This window comes from Belnapia arida (genome assembly GCF_016773205.1).
Lineage (GTDB): Bacteria > Pseudomonadota > Alphaproteobacteria > Acetobacterales > Acetobacteraceae > Belnapia > Belnapia arida.
Genome location: NZ_JAETWB010000011.1, coordinates 1 through 19,060, shown reverse-complemented (window position 1 = coordinate 19,060; position 19,060 = coordinate 1). Strand labels below are relative to the sequence as shown.

Sequence of the window (19,060 nt, the reverse complement as noted above, 5' to 3'; positions counted from 1 at the left end):
GCGGCGGAGCCTAGAAGCCGTTATGGAGATCCGGTCAGTTTGGCGGCCTGCTTGGGCATGAGGCAGGCGAAGGCGACGAGGTGCAGGTCGGCGAGGGTGCTGGCGTATCCTTCCCAATCTTTCACCAGCCGGCGAAAGCGGGTGGCCAGGTGAAGGACCGCTCCACGACCCAGCGCCGCGGCAACAGCACGAAGCCACGCTTGGCGTCTGGCAGCTTGGCGCTCGGCTTCGGCGCTCTCCGCCGAGGCCGTCGGCAGCGGCAGGCGCAAGCGCAGCAGCGTCAGTCAAGCTGCCATGATCAGCCAGTCGGCTAGCCGCGGCAGTGGCACTCCGCATCGTGCATTTTCTGTGGCGACGGTCTCACCGAACTGCTCCTCTAGGGTGCCGACCGAAATCTGCGCCAAATCCACCCGCTTCGCCCGCGCTAGCTCCAACAGCATGTCGAGCGGACCTCATAGGCCCCGAGCCGCAGCGCCAGCGCACCGCTGTTGCAGACCGCGGCCGGGGCTGAGTCGGCAAGAGCCTCGGCACTGTCCACGTCAGGGGTCATCGTAGTGCGGTTGCACCGCGATCCGCAGCGCCAGCCAACGCCCGGCGCGCGGCCTGGAGCCACCGGCCTACAAGCCGAGCGAGCCCGCGCCTTCGCCGCTGGCGCCCTTCGACGACTGGATGCGCACCGCGGTCCTTGGCGAGGTCGACGAGCGCAGCATCGTCTACAACGACAAGCTCCTCGCCCTGGCAAGCCATTACGGCTACCTGCCCAAGGCTTGCCGACCCTGTCGCGCCAAGACCAAGGGCAAAGTCGAGAGGCCGTTCCGCTACGTCCGCGAGGACTTCTTCCAGGCCAGGGCCTTCCGCAACCTTGGCGACCTGAACGTGCAGTTCACCCTGTGGCTCAACCAAGTCGCCAACCGCCGCCTGCACGGCACCACCGGGCGCATCGTCATCGGGCACTTCACCGAGGTTCGAGGCACTGCCTCGGAGCCGATCCTCAAGCCGCTGCCGGCCGGGCCGTTCAACGCCGTCCTTTGCCTCGAGCGGCGCATCTCCCACGAGGGCGTGGTCTTGGTCGGGGGCAACCTCTACTCCATCCCCGACGGCACCCACCGGCGTCCGGTCATGGTGCAGGTCAACCACCGAGGTCCGTAGTCTGGAGGATGGCCGGCTCATCGGCGTCCATCCCGTGCTCGAAAAGTGCTTGGTGTACGAGTAGAGCCCGATTGACTCCGATTTGACCCGGCCGTCCAGCCCCGCCGCCTCGTACGCCTCCCTGGCGACCTGCTCGCAGGCAGTCGAGCCTTGCTTCTCTCGGCCCTTCGGCACCACCCAGCGGCACATGCCACGACTGGTCGCCAGCATGACTTGCTCCTCCCCCTCCCGCATCGCGAGCGGCAACGTTGCACACTGTCGGCCAGCCTGCTCCTTTTCCGGCGTGCAGTGAGCTTCTCTGAAGATGACCCATCAAGAGCGGGAGGCGCTGACATGGCATCCAGCTTGCCGCGAGTCCGTGCCATCGAGCGGCCGGAGTGCAAGCTGGCCTATGGTCACTTTCCAACGACGGAAGCGCCCGGGGGAGGACGGTCCGCGAGCGCGATGACCAGAACGCGCAGCTCTTCGCTCATCAGCGCGATGCTCGCCTCCAACAGATCCAGCATCGCGTCCCGCATTTCCAACTCCTGGACCGTGTAGACCCCGCCCGGGCCAAGTAGCAACTCGATGCGCGCCCGCTCGGCCTGCGAGCCGGGCGCGCCGAACCGATCTCCCGCCCGCCACTCCGCCGCCACTGTCTCGGCAGGGCTGGCGCGGTCTGAACTGTCTAGCCGGCGCCGGGTGAGGTATCGCCAGACCGTGTTCGGAAACAGCTCGGACCGCGGCGGGTGCTCCCAAACCTCCCGCAGCAGGTTGCGCTCGGTCCGAAGCGTGCCAGAGATATCCCCAAACAGCAGCGCGGTCGCCACGGACGCCTCGGCGGTGCCGCCGACGATCCCGGCGATGTCGCCGCCTGCAGAGGCGCCACCCAGCGACAATCCGCCCGTGAGGGCCGCCGTAGTGGCACCAACCAGGATGCTCGCCAGGCCTAGTCGGCGCGACCTGCGGTCCTCCGCTGCCTGCAGCCGCACTCGCAGCGCGTCGCCCCGCTCCCCTTCGCAGTCGATCACGGCAAGGGTGCTAGAGATGTCGAGCATTGCCAGTTGGATCCGGTCCGAGATGGCCAGGCGCAGCCGTAGTAGCTGAAGTTCGGCGGCCATACCACGGCCCCGTGCTGCGTCCGTCTCGGCCGTGAGCAACTGCTCCAGCAAGGGCTGCACGCCGATGATCTCGGCGATGTCGACGGCATCTTTCGAAAAGCCAAGTGCTGCGAACCGGTCGAATGTTGGTTGGAATACCTCGGGAGAAGGGACGGCTTCCGTCCTGGTCGCATGGCGTGTTCGCGACACGGGCGCGCAGACCCGGTCGAAACCACTCTGTGATGTCTCTCCCCGGTCCGGTCCCAATTGTGATGCACATCCGGCGAGGAAGACCAGAGCAAGCGCTATCGCGCCGAACCGAAGCGGGCCGCAGGGCGATGCAGGCTGGATCTGCCAGTCGAGGCTGGCCGGTTGGCCGCAGGCGTACACGTGGTGTTCTCCCTCCGGCGACGTCGAGGTTCGGGCCGCCGCCGCAGAGTTTCACCAGCCGCCACGCCGCCGCCAGCCCCCTTCGTCGCCCGCCACCATCGCCTGCCCGGGCTTGGCCTTTCAACGTGTCGAGGTGGCACCGCCATCATCCCGCCGTCCTAACCGGTACAGCGTCCACGGCGTTCCTGCACCACCCCCTTCCTGCCGACCGCGGCCCCCTGTCACCGCGGCGAGCGCCATAAGGTACCTCGCACCCGAGGGCGGCAGTACCTTGACCTCGTAGGGACACTGCCAAGTTGATTTGGACTTGGTTGGTCGGGACCGGTTCGGTAGTAGCCGGAATGAGCCTGCCAAGTGTCAATGCGCCCTTTGTCGGCTTCGCTTCCCAGCGGAGGTCATCAGCCAAGCGGTGTGGCTGTACTTTCGCTTCCCGCTTAGCCTTCGCATGGCCGGGGAGACGATGGCAGCGCGCGGCATTGTTGTCAGCCATGCCTGTACGGCAGCGGGCGCTCAAGCTGGCCTAGGAGTTCGCCAACCGGATCAGGCTAAGGCTGCTCTGCACCGGAGAGAAGTGGCACCCCGACGAGGTCCCGATCAGGATTGCTAGGATACAGCACTGGTTCCGGCGTGCCATGAACCAGACCGGGTTGGTGCTCGATGTGCTGGTGCAGAGCCGACGCGACGACGAGAACGGCAGTTGAAGGGCTTGAAGTCCCCTCGGCAAGCACAACGCTTCCTTTGAGTCAAAGCCAGATCGCCAACCTCTTCCGTCTCCGCCGCGACCACGTCACCGCCATTGAGCATCGTGCCGCAAGGGCGCGAGCGTTCATGGTGTGGGCGGATTTCAGCGGGGCTGCCGTCGCTGCGTGAACTCTGCTGCGCGTAGCCTTTGGCATGCCAGTGCGGCGGCCGAAGAGTAGACAGATTGACAGTGCGCCCTGCCCCAACACCATTTACTGAGCGGGCTGCGTCCGCAGCGGCCAGCAACTGTTAAACGCCCTCATATAGGTTTTGCCTGCAGGGCAAGGATTGACGAAGTGGCGCTCCTCTGGAGGGATCAAGTCTGCGCATCCTAGCAGCGTTAGCGCAAGAGCCAGCACGGCAAACGTTGTTTTCACAAGCTTTGCTCCATCAGAACCAGTGTTTCAGGCCGCGATGGTTGTTCGGCCAGGATCTTCAGCCTGAGGATAGCGCCGTCTGTCATGCAGACCAACATCTGCAGCATGAGCATGTTCCCTGACCAAGCACGCCTTCAGCCGCGAAGCCGAAGGTCTTGCCCGAGGAGGATCGGCGCCGGAACGCTGACCGCTTGCAGACCATTCGGTTGAAGATGGCGACTGGTCGTGAGTTGGATGATCGAGGCATCACCACGCACCCTGCGATCGGCGATGCCCTTGGGATGCCGTCGTCCGCGGAAACCAAACTGCTGACGCGGCATCGATGACGGGAGGGGGATGTGGCGCTGCTCAAGGCCGCGGTGACTTGGCTTGGGGCGGAACCAGCCAGCGACGGGGGACCAAGATAACCAGCGCCGCTGCTGTTGCCGAACACTCGCACGCCGGTCCAATGGAAGTCGCGTTGAAGGGCGACTTCCCATGTATCCCCGCACTTGTGGGCCGCTTCCTCAGGGCCGCTTTTCCTCTACGCCGGATCATGTATGGCAGCCTCACCTGCGGGCAGGCAAAGCGTGTTGAATGTTACAGAGAGATCGAGCTTCTGAGATGGACATTTGTTCTGCCATCTATCTCGGCACCACCGGCCCAATGGCCCCGCTAGCGTGAGATCCGACAAAACACCCATTGGCACGTCCCCTGATGGAGACGCTGGCCAAGTCAGCGTCCAAGGCCGACCACTGCTTCTAGGTCCCGGTCCCAGTATGGCTCCGGTCCGAATCTTGCAACCAGCCAGTCGATAAATGCCCTGACCTTGGGCGCGAGCTCCCGCGAGCTCGGATAGAGCACCCATAGGGTTTGCGTTGAGACAAGCGAATACTCCGGAAGCGCGGGGACCAGCGCGCCGCTTCGGATCTCCTCCGCTGCGCACCAGGTGGCCATAAGCGCGATCCCAAGCCCAGCACACGCGGCATCGCGCACTGCGCCACCGTCGTTGATGCGCAGGGTAGGCATCACCTGCCGCTCTATGGTCCTCCCATTCACCCCCTGGAACGTCCAGAGGTCAAGAGTGCCGACGACGAGGCAGGTGTGATTGGCAAGGTCGTCCGGCGACCGCGGCCGACCACGCCGCGCGATGTAGTCCGGTGACGCGACCAGTACACGCCGGTCGGGCGCAAGTCGCCGCGCGACGAAGGACGAATCCCTAAGCTCTGCGTAACGAACAGCAACGTCGAACGCGCCCTCCACCAGGTCGACAACGCTGTCCGAGATGCGCATGTCGAGGATAAGCTCTGGGTAGCGGTTACAGAATTCACTAAGGCCCGGCACAATATGCATGCGCGCGAAGGAGGCCGGGGCCGCCACACGGAGCGTGCCGCGCGGTGTCGCCTGCTCGCGCCCGAGCGCCGCGCGCGCGGCCAATGCCGCATCCAATACGTGCTCAGCATGCGGCAGGAAGGCTATCCCGTCCTCGGTCAGAGTCGCTTGCCGTGTCGTGCGATGCAGTAAGCGCGCTCCCAACCGCTTCTCGAGCGCTGCAAGGCGCGCGCTCGCCCCCGCCGGGGTGACATTGAGGTCACGTGCTGCAGCGCTGATGCTGCCAAGCCGGGCGATGCGCACGAACAGGTTCAGGTCACTGATATCCACAATGTGGCTTCCAAGTCGAGGTTGACGCCGGCATCAACTGGCGCGTGATCTCTGGCAACTGAGGCAGAATGTCCCATGCGCATTCGCGGCTACTGAAGAGCCGCCTCGGCCGCAGCGCCTCAGATGCCGGCGCGAACATCAGGCCACGACCAGACTTCGCCACATTCATTTTCAAGGTATTTTTGAAGCTGATCCGGGAGAATGCCCGCTTCTCCATTCTCTGCAAAGAGATCAGATGGCGGCGATAAGGTGTGACGGACCCGTCATGAGCCGTTCAGGCAGGAGCTATTTATGTGTGCCTATGTGATCGGGGCCTTCGGAGAGCCTGACGTCTTTCGGCTCGTGAACCTGCCTGACCGCCAGCTAGGCCCAGGCAAGGCAGTGGTGGCGACCACAGCCACCAGCGTGAACCCTGTCGATCATAGCATCTGGCGCCAAGGCCGCCGGCCATCCTCGGCTACGACGTTGCCGGCACAATGCTCGCATCAGGTGCCGACGTGAGCGGCGTGCACTTCTGTCAGTCGGCATTCCGGCGACTTGGCGCCAGTTCTGAGCGGGGCCCCGCCAGCCACTGGGTCATTCACTGTTGAAAAGGAATCTACCATGTCCCAAACCATGAAGGCTGCCGTTCTCACCCGTTTCGGCGGAATGGACGCGTTCGAACTGCGCGAGGTTTCGGTGCCGCCGGTCGGGCCGCGCCAAGTGCGGGTCCGCGTGCACGCGACTGCCGTAAACCCGCTGGATTGCCAGATTCGTCGTGGTGACTACGCGGATCACGTACCGCTGCCTGCCATCATCGGCCACGACATTTCCGGCGTCATTGCAGAGGTTGGGTCCGATGTTACCGAGTTCGGGATCGGCGATGCGGTCTACTACACGCCAAAGATCTTCGGTGGCGCCGGGTCCTATGCCGAGCAACACGTCGCTGACGTGGAGCTAGTGGGCCGCAAGCCCAGGAACCTTTCGCACATCGAGGCCGCAAGCCTGACACTTGTGGGAGGTACTGTTTGGGAGGCGTTCGTTCAACGCGCGCAGCTCAGGGTCGGTGAAGCCGTATTGATTCACGGCGGAGCGGGTGGCGTGGGGACGATTGCGATCCAGGTCGCCAAAGCGATCGGCGCGCGGGTGATCACAACGGCCCGCGCCCGCGATCATGATTTCGTGCGCTCCCTTGGCGCAGATGAGACGCTAGACTTCACGGCAGAGGACTATGTAAAGGCTGTTCTTCGACAAACTGATGGAGATGGCGTCAACGTCGTCTTCGACACCATTGGTGGTGACACGCTGGCACGGAGCCCGCTGACGCTCTCCGCCTACGGTCGCGTCGTTAGCCTCGTTGATATTACACAACCTCAGAACCTCATCGAGGCCTGGAGCAAGAACGCTGCCTACCACTTTGTGTTCACCCGCCAGAATCGCGGGAAGCTCGACGCGCTGACCAATCTGGTTGAACGGGGTCTGGTGAAGCCTGTCATCGGCGCGACGTTTCCGCTCGCGCGCATAGGCGAGGCGCACGATCTCCTGGAGAATGGGAGCACGCGCGGCTTGCGCGGAAAAATCGTGATCGACGTGTCGGGCGAGGCGGGAGCGTTGTACCCGAGCCAGCGGGCCGCTGCCTGACGCGTCGTGCGGACGACCGGCTGCCTGATCATCGGTCTCCCCTTCGCAACGAGGCATTCAAAGCAGCCAAGCCCTCCACGCTGGGCAAGTGACCCCTGCGCGAGCGGCTTGAAGGCTTGGCTTCGCTGCGCTCTGGTTTCGGAGCAGTCAACAGGTGACCATTCCCGATGAATCTAGAACATGGTGTTGGGGTTGGCGGCTTCGGCAGAGACACGCTGCAACACGTCCCAATGCTCGACAATTTTCCCTTTCTCGAAGCGAAAGATGTCCATGCTTACCCAATCTGAATCGCCGGGCCATTCTTGGCGGGTATGAAGGACGACGAAGTCACCTTCAGCCAGCACCCGCACGAAATGGACGCGTTTGCCGGGATACTCCTTCGCCATCCGCTCAAAGTAGGCAACGAAGCCCTCCTTGCCATCCGGCACTATGGGGTTGTGCTGGATGTAGCGGTCGCCGACATATTGCTCGACCGCCTCCGCCGGGCGGCACTGGTTGAACATCAGGTTATAGAAGTCCATCGCCGCCTGCTTGTTCCGACTAACCTGGTCGCTCACGGTGAACCTCGCCCAAGTGGTTTTGAAAGAGCCGTGGTGGCAACCGGCTTCGTCCTGCTCATCCTTGCGGAAACCCAAGAGGACCTCAGCGAAGCCGCAACGACCGTATCGCTGACCATCTCCTTACGGTGGATGGTGACCAAAGCACGTACGGCCCTGATCCTGTTTAACGATCGGAAAGGGCGATGCCGGTCGATTCTGATCTTCTTCGCTTCGGTTACACCGGCACGGGAGGCCAATCAAAGGATCTTCCCCCTTCGTAGCCGAGGGCACTCATCTTTCGGCCGTTTCCAGTTCATCACCCCGTCGAGGCACGGCCGCGGACGGCGCGACGCCATCATTCGTGCCGCTTCGATCGACACTCAGTATCGCGTGCTTCGCAGGCCGCCCACAGTAGGAGAGTCCATATGTCCCAACGTGATGCCGTTTTCCCCGCCGGGCGGCATGACCTCTACACGTCACAGACTTACTCCGCAGCGATCAGATCAGGCGATCTCTTGTTTGCGTCCGGTCAGGTCGGCAGTCGCAGCGATGGCTCGCCCGAGCCGGACTTTGAGACCCAGGTTCGTTTGGCGTTCGCCAATCTTGAGGCAACCTTACAAGCGGGTAGTTGCGGATTCGATTATATCGTTGTCGTGACGACCTTTCACACCGACCCCGAACATCAATTCCGCATGGTCCTGGCCGTAAAAGGCGAAGTCTTCCCCAACCCGCCTTATCCAAATTGGACAGCCATTGGCGTCAACTGGCTTGGGGGATTCGACTTCGAAATCAAGGTCATCGCGCGTATCCCCGGTTGAACAGCACCGGGGCGAGGTTGATCCTGTAAAGCCCAGCGAAGAAGTCCGCTCGGAGTAGCCTGCAGCGGTCTGCCTATGTCGGCAGCAGTGCAACCGACTTCAGAGTGCTATGCTGTTCGAGCACTTGAGGTTGGTTGCAGAGCGCGGGCTGCGGCTTTTGCAATGCGCTAAGATCCTGTTTGAGACTGTGCGATCGGCAGTGTTTCAAGTTGTGGCTCTGCCCAGATGGACAGGATGCGGATCAAGGAGCACCGAACGCGGCAGACGGCGTTTGAGCGTCGGCTGCGCTACCCTACTGACCTGACGGACGAGGAATAGGCTGCGGTTCGGCCGCTGCTGCTGCCTCGGGCCAGGCGTGGCAGGCCACCTGGCGCTGACATGCGAGAGGTGCTGAACGCGATCCGCACCTGGTTCGGTCGAGCTGTGGCTGGCGGATGCTGCCGGTGCATTTCGGGCCATAAAAGGCCGGCTACTAATGGTTCCGGCGCTTCGCCCGGCGCCTGCTGTTTCAAACCATCCACGATGTCGCGCTGATGTTGGACCGTGAGCGGGAGGGCCGCGAGGCAAGACCGAGCGGGGCGTGCTGGCAGCCAGACGGTCAAGGCTACGACGCTGCCAAGCGGACCAAGGGCCGCAAGCGCCACGTTGCAGTGAACACGGACGGGCATCGGCTCATGGTCAACCTGACCACGGCGGACATCCGAAACGCGGCTTGGCCAGAGCGCATCATCACGGCGGTCCGTAAACGGTGGCCATGGCTGAAACATCTCTTTGCCGATGACGCCTACGACCGTGACAAGCTGATGAGCCGGGGCCACCTACCGCGACGTCGTCGTCGAGATCGTGCGTAAGCTGTCTGAGCAGAAGGGCTTCCAAGTCCTGCCCAGACGCTGAATGGTCGAGCGGACATTCGGTTGGATGATGCGTTGGCGCCGCATCGTTCACGACTATGGGCGTCGCTGCGACGTCAGCGAAGCCATGATCCGCATCAGCCTCGGCGCGCTCCTGCTCCGCAAGGTCGCCCATCCCTGACCATTCCCAAACGGGCTCGCAGACAGTTAGTAATAAGAATAGAAAGGTTGGGAGGATACGTCCTCCCAACCTTTCAGTTTTTTCAGGCGATCATGAAGTCCGCTGCCGACACCCCCGCCGGCATCATGGTCAGCTTCGCAAAGTTGACGAGATCGTCGCGCGAGCCGCCGTCCGCATCGAAGAAGAGGTTGCCGGTTCCCGCGTCGTAGAGAACCCTATGCTGGGCTGCCTCGCCGTCGGACAGCAGCGCGAAGGCCTCCCCTGCCAACGCACCGGAGGAGAGGCCCTGGAAGACTTGGGCATCCAGCTGGATGATGTCATCGGCTACGCTAAAGTCGATGATGCTGTCGGGGCCGGTCTCGCAGGCGTTGAAGACGAAGGTATCAGCACCGCCGCCGCCGAGCAGCGAATCCTGGCCCGCGCCGCCGCTGAGGGTATCATTGCCGGCGCCACCGACCAGGAAGTCGCGGCCTCTGCCACCGGTCACCACATCGTCGCCCATGCCGGCGTTGACGTAGTAAGCCTCTCGGTCGTTGCCGTGGTCGATGACGTCGTTCGCCATGGTGCCGAGCTGGACCACCTCGAACTGGTCGCCACGCTGGGTGCCTGCGACCAGGTCACGCACGTCGAAGGTGGAGCCGCCGGTCGCCTTGAAGCTGATGCCCTCGTCGTCGAACCGACTGACCAGACCCTGCAGACCACCGGCGCCGTCTTCCATCTGGAAGCGGACCGCGAGCCCGCCGTCCTGGTTCAGCATGGTGTTGCTGTCGTTGGCATTGCCGTTGCCGACCTCGGCGCTGGTGAAGGTCAAGCGGATCTGCTCACCCTGGCCATGCTGCACCAGCACGACGTCGCTGCCGGCCCCAAGGTCAGTAACGTCGGCTCCATCGCGCGACGGCATGAAGACGGCGGTGTCGTTGCCAGCGCCGCCGAGCAGCGAATCATCGCCACGGCCCCCCTGCAGCCAATCGTCGCCGGCGCCACCGACCAGGAAGTCATTACCCTTTCCGCCGATGAGGGTGTCGTTACCCATACCGGCATTGATATAATAGGCCTCGCGGCTGCCGCTCTCGTCATAGCGGTCGTTCTTGGCGGTGCCCAAGGTAACCGCCTCAAACTGGTCACCGCGCTGCGTGCCTGCGACAAGGTCGCGGACGTCGAAGGTCAGGCCCGGGCTGGCGGAGCGGAAGGTGATTCCCTCATCGTCAAAGCGGCTAATGGGACCGATGACGCTACCGGCGCCGTCCTCAGCCTGTAGCCGGACGGCGAGGCCACCATCCTGGTTGGCCATGGTATTAGAATCGAGGGGATTGCCGTTGCCGACCTCGGCGCTGGTGAAGGTCAGGCGCACTTGCTCAGCCATGCCCTTAACCAAAACCGTGTCCTCACCCTTGCCGAGATTCTTGGCGACCGCGTCGTCCCCGGCGACGTCCAGTATGGCTAGGTCGTTGTTGCGGCCATGAAGGAAAAAAGAGAATGGACGCTCGCCGTGCTTCAACCAATCGGTGATCGACGCCAAATCAAAGTGCTTCCAGGCCATGATGTGCATCTCTCCCATATGATGAACCCATCGGCTCATCTCTTGGGTTACGGAGAAGCAATCTGGCCGGATGCGTAATCAGCCTCAAAAAACACCTCAGCAATGTTTCTCTTTAGCGTCATGCCACCACGTCCAACCACCGCGCGAAATTTGTTCATCAGGTTACATTACGCCCTGCCCCGAATCACTTTTTCCATTGCTGCTCCAAAATGGAAGTGTTGTATTCGAATGAGGACAGTGCGGTTGCCGAGGAGATCGCAGCCTATGAGCGTAGCGACCTCGATGCTTCGTCACCACAGCTCAGCCGACCCGAGTCACCGACCATGACGGAACGACCTGCACGACGCGTGCCACTGCGGCTGGACTGAGCCATCGTCAGCTCGGCGACGTCGTGCGTCTTGCCGAAATGCTGGTCGCCTTCGCCGAGGCCTCGAAGCCACCGGTTCGATTTCACCAGCCCGAGAAAGTTAGGCATCAAGGGTGTGCAGGGCTTCTCCGTCCGCTTTTCGACCAGCAGTCTCGGTGCACGGTCGGATTGAGCAGCGCTTTGGCTGACCGGGTATGGTCCGGCAGATGCCCGGACGAGCCCGTCAGCCGCCAACTGGCCTATGTCGATTTTGGCAATGTCGGCAGTTCCAGCTGTACGACAGCTGCGGCACAGCTTGCTGAGAAGGCATCACAAGCACACGGAACCAACTAGAAACTTCTGGGCCGGAACACTGGAGCCCCGGCTCAGTCCTGGAGGCTCTCTTTCGATTCGCGGTGCAGGTTCATTTAGCTAATGAGTGCGTCAGGTCAGGTGGCGAAGCTGTACCAAAATATCCAGTGGAAGTGTCGGTTTTTATGGTGGGCCGCAATTCGAAACCTGCGAAATCCAGCTTGCAAATTTCAGCCACTCGCAGCGCTTTGTAATTCTGAAAATGCGAAGATGCATACGCTTTAAGTGCGAAACGTAGTTGATATTATGCAAAAAATGCGAATGGGCTTAACAGCGGATGGAAGCCTGGGCCTGCGTGTGAGGCACCCCGTAGCCAAGACTATGTATGTGATCCGAAAGATGGGACTAATGCCAATCCCATTGATCGGCCTCGCGCGGTAAGGCGCCTCCGCTGAGGTCAGGGCGGGCCACGTCGGCGTGGCTCTTCACCACCGACTGGTTGGGATTAATCGGACCAGGTATAAGTGACTAGTGCAAACTTCGATGATGCAGAGTCACCCCATCGGAGTAATTTGCTGGACCAAACAACAGGCTATGATGAGACCCGTGAGTCATAGCGAACGGAAATCGCTTTAGCACGGGACGACACGCGCGGTGCCCGCGTGCATCGGGGTCGCAAACGCCACACCAGCCCGCCTCGAACTCGTCGGACCGACACCGAGACAGCGCGTCTTAGCGTTTCAGCCCCGTCGCTGGTTCATCGAGCGGACCTTCGCACGGACCGAGCGATGCCGCTGCCTCGCACGCGACCACGAAGCAACGTCCGACTCTGCCATCGCCTTCTTCGTCCTCGCCACAGCCACCGTCCTGCTTAGGCGACTGGCGAAGCCATTGTGAAGCGAGCTCATACAACGAGCACGAAATCGTCGAGCCGAGAAATATGGCTGCTGTCGTGAACCGACTTGAGGACAATGCCACTGACGCGGCCGTGACGGCACGGCGGCCAAGCCGACGTTTCACACCAAATGGTCCAGCGGCGTCGAGGCAGCCCGCCTCGACCAGCCGTGGGATCATCCGAACGTTAAGAGCCAGGAATGAGGCAGCTGCTCTCACCGTCATGCACGGTCTCCCAGCATGGTTCCGTTGCGAAGTTCGCGGCGAATTGCGAATAGCGGCAACAGGCTCCGGATCAGGCGGCGACTTGGAACAGCTTGGCGACAAAGGTGGCTTGGGTCCGCGTGTCTCGTCCGCCAACCTTCCGTACCCGCCCCTTCCTGATCATTGCCATCGCCCCGTAGCCTGCCAGTGTCCGTCGTGCCGTGTGGAAACCGCCGAAGCCAAGCGTCGGTCTGACCAGGCATATCAGGCGCCGGTGATCTTGTTCCACTATATTATTGAGGTACTTGCACTGTCGTAGCTGCGAGCGTCGCCACAGTTCGCCGTCCTCCTTCATCTCTGTGACGGCGCAAGGGTAGGCGGGGTTCTTGTCCACTGTGATGGTGCGCGGGTTGAACGTATGCGGCTGCCCGAGAGCCCTGCGGAAAAAGCGCTTTGCAGCCTCAGCGTCGCGCTTGGCCGAGAGCAGGAAGTCGATCGTCTGGCCGCGGCTGTCGACCGCCCGATACAGGTAGGTCCAGCGCCCCTTCACCCGCACGTAGGTCTCGTCCACTCGCCGCGAGCTATTGCTCTGCCGCAGATGCAGCCGGATCCGCTTCTCGATCTCCGGTGCGTAGGTCTGGACCCAGCGGAAGATGGTGGTGTGTGCGATCTCCATGCCGCGATCGGCCAGCATGAGTTCGAGATCGCGGTAGCTGATCGGGAACATCAGATACCAGCGGACCGCCCAGAGGATCATCTCGGCGGTGAACTGCCGACCTTTGAAGGACTGATCCGGCCTCACCGAGGCTACTCGTCGCCGTCTCGCCATACCGCGGCTTGTACCTGCTCGGCAGGGCGCCGCAAGGACGCAACGGAACCCAGTTCTGCGCGGTGCCGATGGCGCGCCACTCCCAACTGCCGCACTCGCGGCGGCCGCACCAGTCATCCGTGCCGAGATGCGCGACGGCGCCATCATGCTGCAGCCGTCTGGCTCAGCGCCCGGCAAAGCCGAGACGGCATCCCATAACGGCGTAGTAGGCGAAAGGAGTGAAGATGAGCGAGACCCAGGTCACGATCGGAAAGCCTGACGACAAGGTTCCCGAGCGTTTCGAGGATGCCTACCGCGAGCTGCTTGCGATCTCCGCGAAGCTGAGGCCCGCGCAGGGCCGCATTCCCGACATCGACCAAATCGAGCTGCTGGTCATGCGTGCCAAGCGTTTGGCCGCGTACTGCCAGGAGCACATCGAGAGCGTCCGCCGCCTCGTCGACGAGCAACAGGCGTCGGCTTGAGGGCGGCAGGCATAATCAGGACGACAACCAGCCAGACATGCGCTCGGCGGATAGTGGCCATGGGAGGAAGGCTATGGCCTCCCGGGGCACGGGTGAACGCACCCCAGCCCCAACGTTCGTATCATCTTTGGCGGGAGGAACGGCGTTAGAGGGGTACATACTCGGATCTTCGGACTGCATTTCAATGAATTGGGTTTGACTACCGAAGCCGACGACTACCCCTCGCTGCGCCCCAGCCCCGCGTAGCGCTCGGGGCTCGGTGCCCGCGATGGCCTTTCTGCCAGACGAGCTGACCGGACTCCGTCAGCGGTAAGCGGCTTCCGCTTCAGAACGCACTCCACCTGCAGTGCGTACCAGGCAAGTTCACCGATAACATGCTGGAGTGGTGCCTCTGCGGCACCTCGCATTTGACAGAGGCTCGGAAGCGCTCGGGACACAACCTCGGTTCCGTGCTCGCTGGCGCCGTTAAGCCTAAGTTCGTCAATGCCGCTGCCAGCTCATCGAGCTTGGCGGCATTGCCGACATCCTGGCCTCCACTGGCACCGGCCTCTGTGCTGGGGAACTTGGCTTATAGTCGCATCCCAGCATGGCGTGGATAACCGCATCCGTCCAGTTGGCCGTGGGGAGCTAATGAAGCACTTGGCTGTGCTGCTTGGCGGCAGCCAGGCACATGACTTTGTTGCGAAGCGTGGGCGGTACGGTGCCGAGCGGGCCACCGTAGCGGCTGACGGCACCTAGCAGCATGTTGCGCCAAGTGGTCACCGCCACCTCGCCCGACCTGCCCTCAGCGATGCCTGCGGCTCTGGCAATCGCACCCCTGGTTTCAGCGTCACGGCTTCGCCATATAGCGAGCCGTTATGAAACCTGCCTTGCCAGGAACCCCAAAGGGGCGCTGCGGGGAATTGTGGGATCACGGATGAGCAATCCCTTGGAAGTCGACTTTGACGAGCGTGAGCGAACCTTGCAGGCCGCCATGCCTGGGGCCACTCTGGTTGAGCTGCGCCAGCTGGTAATGCTGGCCGAGGAGCGTGGCCATGTTACCCATGCCGAAGTCGCGGCCGCCCTGCCACCGGGGCAGACCTCATCGGATGTGATCGAGGATACCCTGGCGGCCCTAGCCCGGCTGGGGATTGAGGTTGTCGAGGCATCCGAGGATGAGGATGCCCCAGCTCCGGCTGCCGCCCTTGAATATGCGCCAGACGGAGAGGACGGCGGCAACGTCCGCGGCGATGGGCATACCGATGACCCGACCCGGATGTACTTCCGCGAGATGGGCAGCCATGCCCTGCTGTCGCGCGAGGGCGAGGTAGCACTCGCCAAGCGCATCGAGGCCGGGCGGGCCATGATGATCGGTGGCCTCAGCCAGCTTCCGACCACGGCCGAGGCGCTGCTGCGCTGGCAGGCGGACTTGGTTTCCGGCCGCATGCTGCTGCGCGACCTCATCGACCTGGAGGCTACACTCGGCGCCGACGCCGTGGAGCCGGAGGCTGACGAAGTTGCCGTCTCGGATTTGGCGGAATCGGAAGCGGCGGTGGCCGGAGCTGACGAGGCGGAGGACGACGAGGGTCCTGCGGCTCTCTCCATCACCGCCAGCGAGGACAAGGCCCGGCCGGAGGTGCTCACCATCCTTCAGGGCATCCGCACGGTCCATGGCCACCTGCACGAGCTGCAGGCCCGGCGCCTGCCGACCGAGGCACCCGGTGGCAGGCTCAGTGCCGAGGAGGAGGTGGTCCATGCCGCCGGGCGAGCCGAGCTGGCCCGGCTGATCGCCAGCCTCCACCTGCATGCCAACCGGGTGGCCGAGCTCTTTGAGGGCGTGCGCTCCTTACACCGGCGGCTGACCACGGCCGAAGGCCGGCTGCTGCGGCTGGCCGAGGCGGCGGGCGTCAAGCGGGACAGCTTCCTCGCGGTCTACCGTGGTGCTGAGGCGGGCGGGGCCTGGCTGCAGGGGGCTGACGCCCGCCCGGGCAAGGGCTGGAAGGTGCTCGCCATCCGGCATGGCGCCGAGGCCGAGGCCATCTGGGCCGAGATAGCGGCGCTAGCCGTGGAGACTGGGCTGCTGCTGCCTGAGTTCCGCGACATCTACGCCACCGTCTCCCGAGGCGAGCGGGAGATGTCGGCGGCCAAGACCGAGATGGTGAACGCCAACCTCCGGCTGGTGGTGGCCATTGCCAAGAAGTACCGCAACCGCGGCCTGCAGTTCCTCGACCTCATCCAGGAAGGCAATATAGGCCTGATGAAGGCGGTCGATAAGTTCGAGTACCGCCGCGGCTTCAAGTTCTCGACCTATGCAACCTGGTGGGTCCGCCAGGCCATCACCCGCAGCATCGCCGACCAGGCGCGCACCATCCGGGTGCCGGTCCATATGATCGAGACGGTCAACAAGGTGAACCGCACCAGCCGCCTGATGATGCATGACCTTGGGCGCGAGCCGACCGACGATGAGCTGGCCGAGCGAATGGGCATCCCGGTCGCCAAAATTAAGCAGGTGCTGAAGATTGCCCGCGAGCCGGTGAGTCTGGAGACCCCGGTGGGGGACGAAGAGGATGCCCATCTCGGCGACTTCATTCAGGACAAGGATGCCGTGTCGCCGGACGACGTGGCGATGCAGTCGAGCCTCCGGGAGAACACCACCCGGATTCTGGCCAGCTTGACGCCGCGCGAGGAGCGGGTGCTGCGCATGCGGTTCGGCATCGGCATGAACACTGACCACACCCTGGAGGAGGTTGGTCAGCAGTTCGGCGTGACCCGCGAGCGCATCCGCCAGATCGAGGCCAAGGCAGTGCGGAAGCTGAAGCACCCAACACGCTCGCGGGCACTTCGCAGCTTCCTCGAGTAGCAGTCTGCTAGCGACGAGCAGGGCCAAAGGTAACTTGGGCTGTAAGAGCCGGCTTCGGAATGAGCGGCGAACGCCTGAGAGGGGGGGGAAGCAGACATAGTTATCCGGTCCGTTGAGGCTGCTGCCCGCCATTCTGAAAGTGGACAGCGCGTTGTTTGAATTTGCTGACCGCAGCAGGTGGACCGCGAAGGTAAGCCGATTTCTGTTCCCCCTCCTCGGCGGAAGAGGTTAGGCCATGAGCGCCGTCAGGCGGCCTAAAATCGCCTCTACTTCATCGGTCCGCAACGCGACGAGTTCGAACACGAGTTCCCCCAATTCGGCGCAATGATCCATCATCCAAATCGATGGACTGCCTGCCCGCAGCGCCATCGCCAACTCCGGCGCACCCATCCCGGCTCGGTCGGGGTCGACCCGAAGGTGCGCCCGTGGAAAGGGCAGGCCGGTGGGATCGGGCTCGGCCCATGCCGCAAGACCGGGCAGCGTCCCGGCACGTGCGGCGAATTCATCCACGATGCGGGCCTGGGCCGCGGCCCAGGCGGCAATGTTCAACTCCTCCTGTTCGGCCAGGGCGGCCAGGACGCTCGCAATGGCTTCCTTCGTGGCCTTCATTCCTCGCCCGATCCCCTTCTCCTGGGCACGGACGGCCGCAACCAAGCCCGCGCGCCCCATCACCAGCCCTGCGGTCGGGGCGCCCAGGTACTTTTGCGCGCTGACCAGCACAAGGTCGGCACCGGTCGCCAGCAACTGGCGCATCCGGAAGTCCTGCGCAGCGCCGTCCAGGATCACTGGCAAGCCCTGGGAGCGGGCAGCCGCCACCGCACTGGCGAGGTCCGGCTCCTTTCCCTGTACGAGGCGCGATGAGACCAACAACAGGCAGGTAGCGTCGGGGTGCTCCAGCTCTGGTGCCAAGTCCGCAACGGTGCAAAGCCTTGGTGCGCCGACGATTACCGGCACCGCCCCGGCCAAGCGCACAGCCTGCTGAATCGGATGGCCATAATTGACGGCATGGGTGGAGGCAGCACAACACGGTTGCGCATCCCACGCGTGTCGGGCAGGGCCACCACCCGAGCGAGGAAGTCCCCCGTCATCGTGGCCGCAACGGCGAGCGTGATGGCGGCAGCGGCGCAATGTACGACGCTCTCAGCGTCCGCTCCGCTCAGACGGGCGATCGCGACCCCCGCCGCGGCCTGCAGATCTTCCACGATCGCAAAATCGGCCAAGGCGGCCGCGGCAGCCGCTGCGATGCGTGGCGACGAGCGGGACACGCCGAGCGGCGTGAAGGTGCCGCGGGCGTTGATTAGCTGCGGTCGAGAAGAGTCGGCTGAAACCATGGCAGGTAGCCTAATCGCAGCTCAGCCGTCCGCAAGGATGGCGGCTGGGGCGCAAGGATCGCGGATGATCTCGATCGCCAAGTCCGCTTCGATGGGATCCTATGTAGGAAGCGGACAGGCCGCTTTTGGCCAAGCCCGGCCATCCGGGTCGCCGTCGGTTGGGTCCGCTTCGGGTCGAGTGCGGCCGTTCCACGCTCATCCTAAAGCGGACTCTTATTGACCGCCTGCAAACTGCTAGCGACCATAAAGTCTTGGGCTCTTGGTCGCGTCCGATTCTCAAGATCCGGTCCACCGGCGCATTTACAGACAGTCAATTAGTCTTACTAAATTACTTTAGGCTCCAAACCCAATCAGTTCTATGCGCGACGCGAGGGGATGTGATTCAAGCTGCTAGATGATGGAGCTTGAGCCATGGCAGGAGAGTTCTGGCTGTCGGACCGGCAGTGGGCGGCGATCGAGCCACTGCTGCCGACTAACCAGCTCGGCGCGCATCGGGTGGACGACCGGCACGTCATCAGCGGCATCGTGCACATGCTGAAGAATGGCGGGCGCTGGCAGGACTGCCCGGTCTGCTACGGTCCCTCGACCACGATCTACAACCGCTACCATCGATGGTCGGGCCGGGCATCTGGGCGGGCATGCTAGCCGCCCTGGTCGAGGCCACACCCGGTGGGTTGCAACTGATCGACAGCACCACCGCCAAGCCGCACCGCTCGGCCGCTGGCGGAAAAGAGGGGCTGACCTCCAGGCCATAGGCCGCTCGCGTAGCGGGCGGGGCACCAAGATCCACTTGGTCGTGGACGGCGCAGGCCGCGTCCTCGCGTTCGCGGTTACACCCGGGTGCTCTGTTGCGAGCCTATCCGGGCAGGATGAGGCCTGAAGTCCCACTTTGGAGATCATGGACAATGAACTGCTCCG

The 19,060-nt window shown here is 63.3% G+C and carries 12 protein-coding genes and 4 pseudogenes; 8 read left to right on the top strand and 8 right to left on the bottom strand.

The genetic code is table 11. The annotated features are described in order from the left end of the window. Window positions 1-20: 20 nt before the first annotated feature. A pseudogene (locus JMJ56_RS19035) lies at window positions 21-217 on the bottom strand (transposase); the annotation flags it as partial. Window positions 218-663: 446 nt separating this feature from the next. On the opposite strand from JMJ56_RS19035, the pseudogene JMJ56_RS19030 reads away from it, so the two are divergent. Further along, window positions 664-1,192, top strand: a pseudogene (locus tag JMJ56_RS19030) (Mu transposase domain-containing protein); the annotation flags it as partial. Between the two features lie 352 nt (window positions 1,193-1,544). On the opposite strand, the gene JMJ56_RS19025 reads toward JMJ56_RS19030, so the two are convergent. After that, window positions 1,545-2,618 (bottom strand): hypothetical protein, encoded by a 1,074-nt coding sequence (locus JMJ56_RS19025; RefSeq protein ID WP_202833356.1) that lies wholly within the window; start codon window positions 2,616-2,618, stop codon window positions 1,545-1,547. Between the two features lie 397 nt (window positions 2,619-3,015). Between JMJ56_RS19025 and JMJ56_RS19020 the strand changes: the two are divergent. Continuing rightward, window positions 3,016-3,488: pseudogene (locus JMJ56_RS19020) on the top strand (hypothetical protein). A 962-nt stretch (window positions 3,489-4,450) separates the two neighbouring features. Here JMJ56_RS19020 and JMJ56_RS19015 read toward each other — a convergent pair. Continuing rightward, window positions 4,451-5,377, bottom strand: coding sequence for a LysR family transcriptional regulator (locus tag JMJ56_RS19015; protein WP_202833355.1), 927 nt, complete (start codon window positions 5,375-5,377; stop codon window positions 4,451-4,453). A 603-nt stretch (window positions 5,378-5,980) separates the two neighbouring features. On the opposite strand from JMJ56_RS19015, the gene JMJ56_RS19010 reads away from it, so the two are divergent. After that, complete coding sequence (locus JMJ56_RS19010; RefSeq protein WP_202833354.1) at window positions 5,981-6,997, top strand: zinc-dependent alcohol dehydrogenase family protein; 1,017 nt, start codon at window positions 5,981-5,983, stop codon at window positions 6,995-6,997. A 173-nt stretch (window positions 6,998-7,170) separates the two neighbouring features. Here JMJ56_RS19010 and JMJ56_RS19005 read toward each other — a convergent pair whose 3' ends face one another. Continuing rightward, on the bottom strand, window positions 7,171-7,632 hold the full coding sequence (locus JMJ56_RS19005) for a nuclear transport factor 2 family protein (protein ID WP_202833353.1): 462 nt from the start codon (window positions 7,630-7,632) through the stop codon (window positions 7,171-7,173). A gap of 329 nt (window positions 7,633-7,961) precedes the next feature. Between JMJ56_RS19005 and JMJ56_RS19000 the strand changes: the two genes are divergently transcribed. Then, on the top strand, window positions 7,962-8,354 hold the full coding sequence (locus JMJ56_RS19000; protein ID WP_202833352.1) for a RidA family protein: 393 nt from the start codon (window positions 7,962-7,964) through the stop codon (window positions 8,352-8,354). A 234-nt stretch (window positions 8,355-8,588) separates the two neighbouring features. After that, a pseudogene (locus JMJ56_RS18995) lies at window positions 8,589-9,386 on the top strand (IS5 family transposase). An 82-nt stretch (window positions 9,387-9,468) separates the two neighbouring features. On the opposite strand, the gene JMJ56_RS34920 reads toward JMJ56_RS18995, so the two are convergent. Together JMJ56_RS34920 and JMJ56_RS18980 are read right to left on the bottom strand one after the other, a co-directional pair. Next, complete coding sequence (locus tag JMJ56_RS34920; RefSeq protein WP_268885043.1) at window positions 9,469-10,926, bottom strand: calcium-binding protein; 1,458 nt, start codon at window positions 10,924-10,926, stop codon at window positions 9,469-9,471. A 1,847-nt stretch (window positions 10,927-12,773) separates the two neighbouring features. Next, the gene (locus JMJ56_RS18980; RefSeq protein WP_328702423.1) at window positions 12,774-13,484 is read right to left on the bottom strand and encodes an IS6 family transposase; all 711 of its coding nucleotides are present in this window, start codon (window positions 13,482-13,484) and stop codon (window positions 12,774-12,776) included. 251 nt (window positions 13,485-13,735) lie between these two features. Between JMJ56_RS18980 and JMJ56_RS18975 the strand changes: the two genes are divergently transcribed. Next, window positions 13,736-13,972, top strand: coding sequence for a hypothetical protein (locus tag JMJ56_RS18975; RefSeq protein WP_202833348.1), 237 nt, complete (start codon window positions 13,736-13,738; stop codon window positions 13,970-13,972). A 973-nt stretch (window positions 13,973-14,945) separates the two neighbouring features. Then, window positions 14,946-16,811: an RNA polymerase sigma factor RpoD gene (rpoD, locus tag JMJ56_RS18970; RefSeq protein WP_236037990.1), complete on the top strand. Its 1,866-nt coding sequence runs from the start codon at window positions 14,946-14,948 to the stop codon at window positions 16,809-16,811. A 228-nt stretch (window positions 16,812-17,039) separates the two neighbouring features. Here the strand turns inward: rpoD and JMJ56_RS18965 are convergent, their stop codons facing one another. Then, a complete protein-coding gene (locus JMJ56_RS18965) occupies window positions 17,040-17,777 on the bottom strand; it encodes a beta-eliminating lyase-related protein (protein WP_236037988.1) in 738 nt (245 codons plus the stop codon). Beyond that, a complete protein-coding gene (locus JMJ56_RS18960) occupies window positions 17,756-18,142 on the bottom strand; it encodes a hypothetical protein (RefSeq protein WP_202833346.1) in 387 nt (128 codons plus the stop codon). Before JMJ56_RS18960 ends, JMJ56_RS18965 begins: the two co-directional genes overlap by 22 nt. A 411-nt stretch (window positions 18,143-18,553) precedes the next feature. Here JMJ56_RS18960 and JMJ56_RS18955 point away from each other — a divergent pair, with 411 nt between their 5' ends. After that, window positions 18,554-18,787, top strand: a complete 234-nt coding sequence (locus tag JMJ56_RS18955; RefSeq protein ID WP_202833345.1) for a transposase — start codon at window positions 18,554-18,556, stop codon at window positions 18,785-18,787. The last annotated feature ends 273 nt before the right edge of the window (window positions 18,788-19,060 follow it).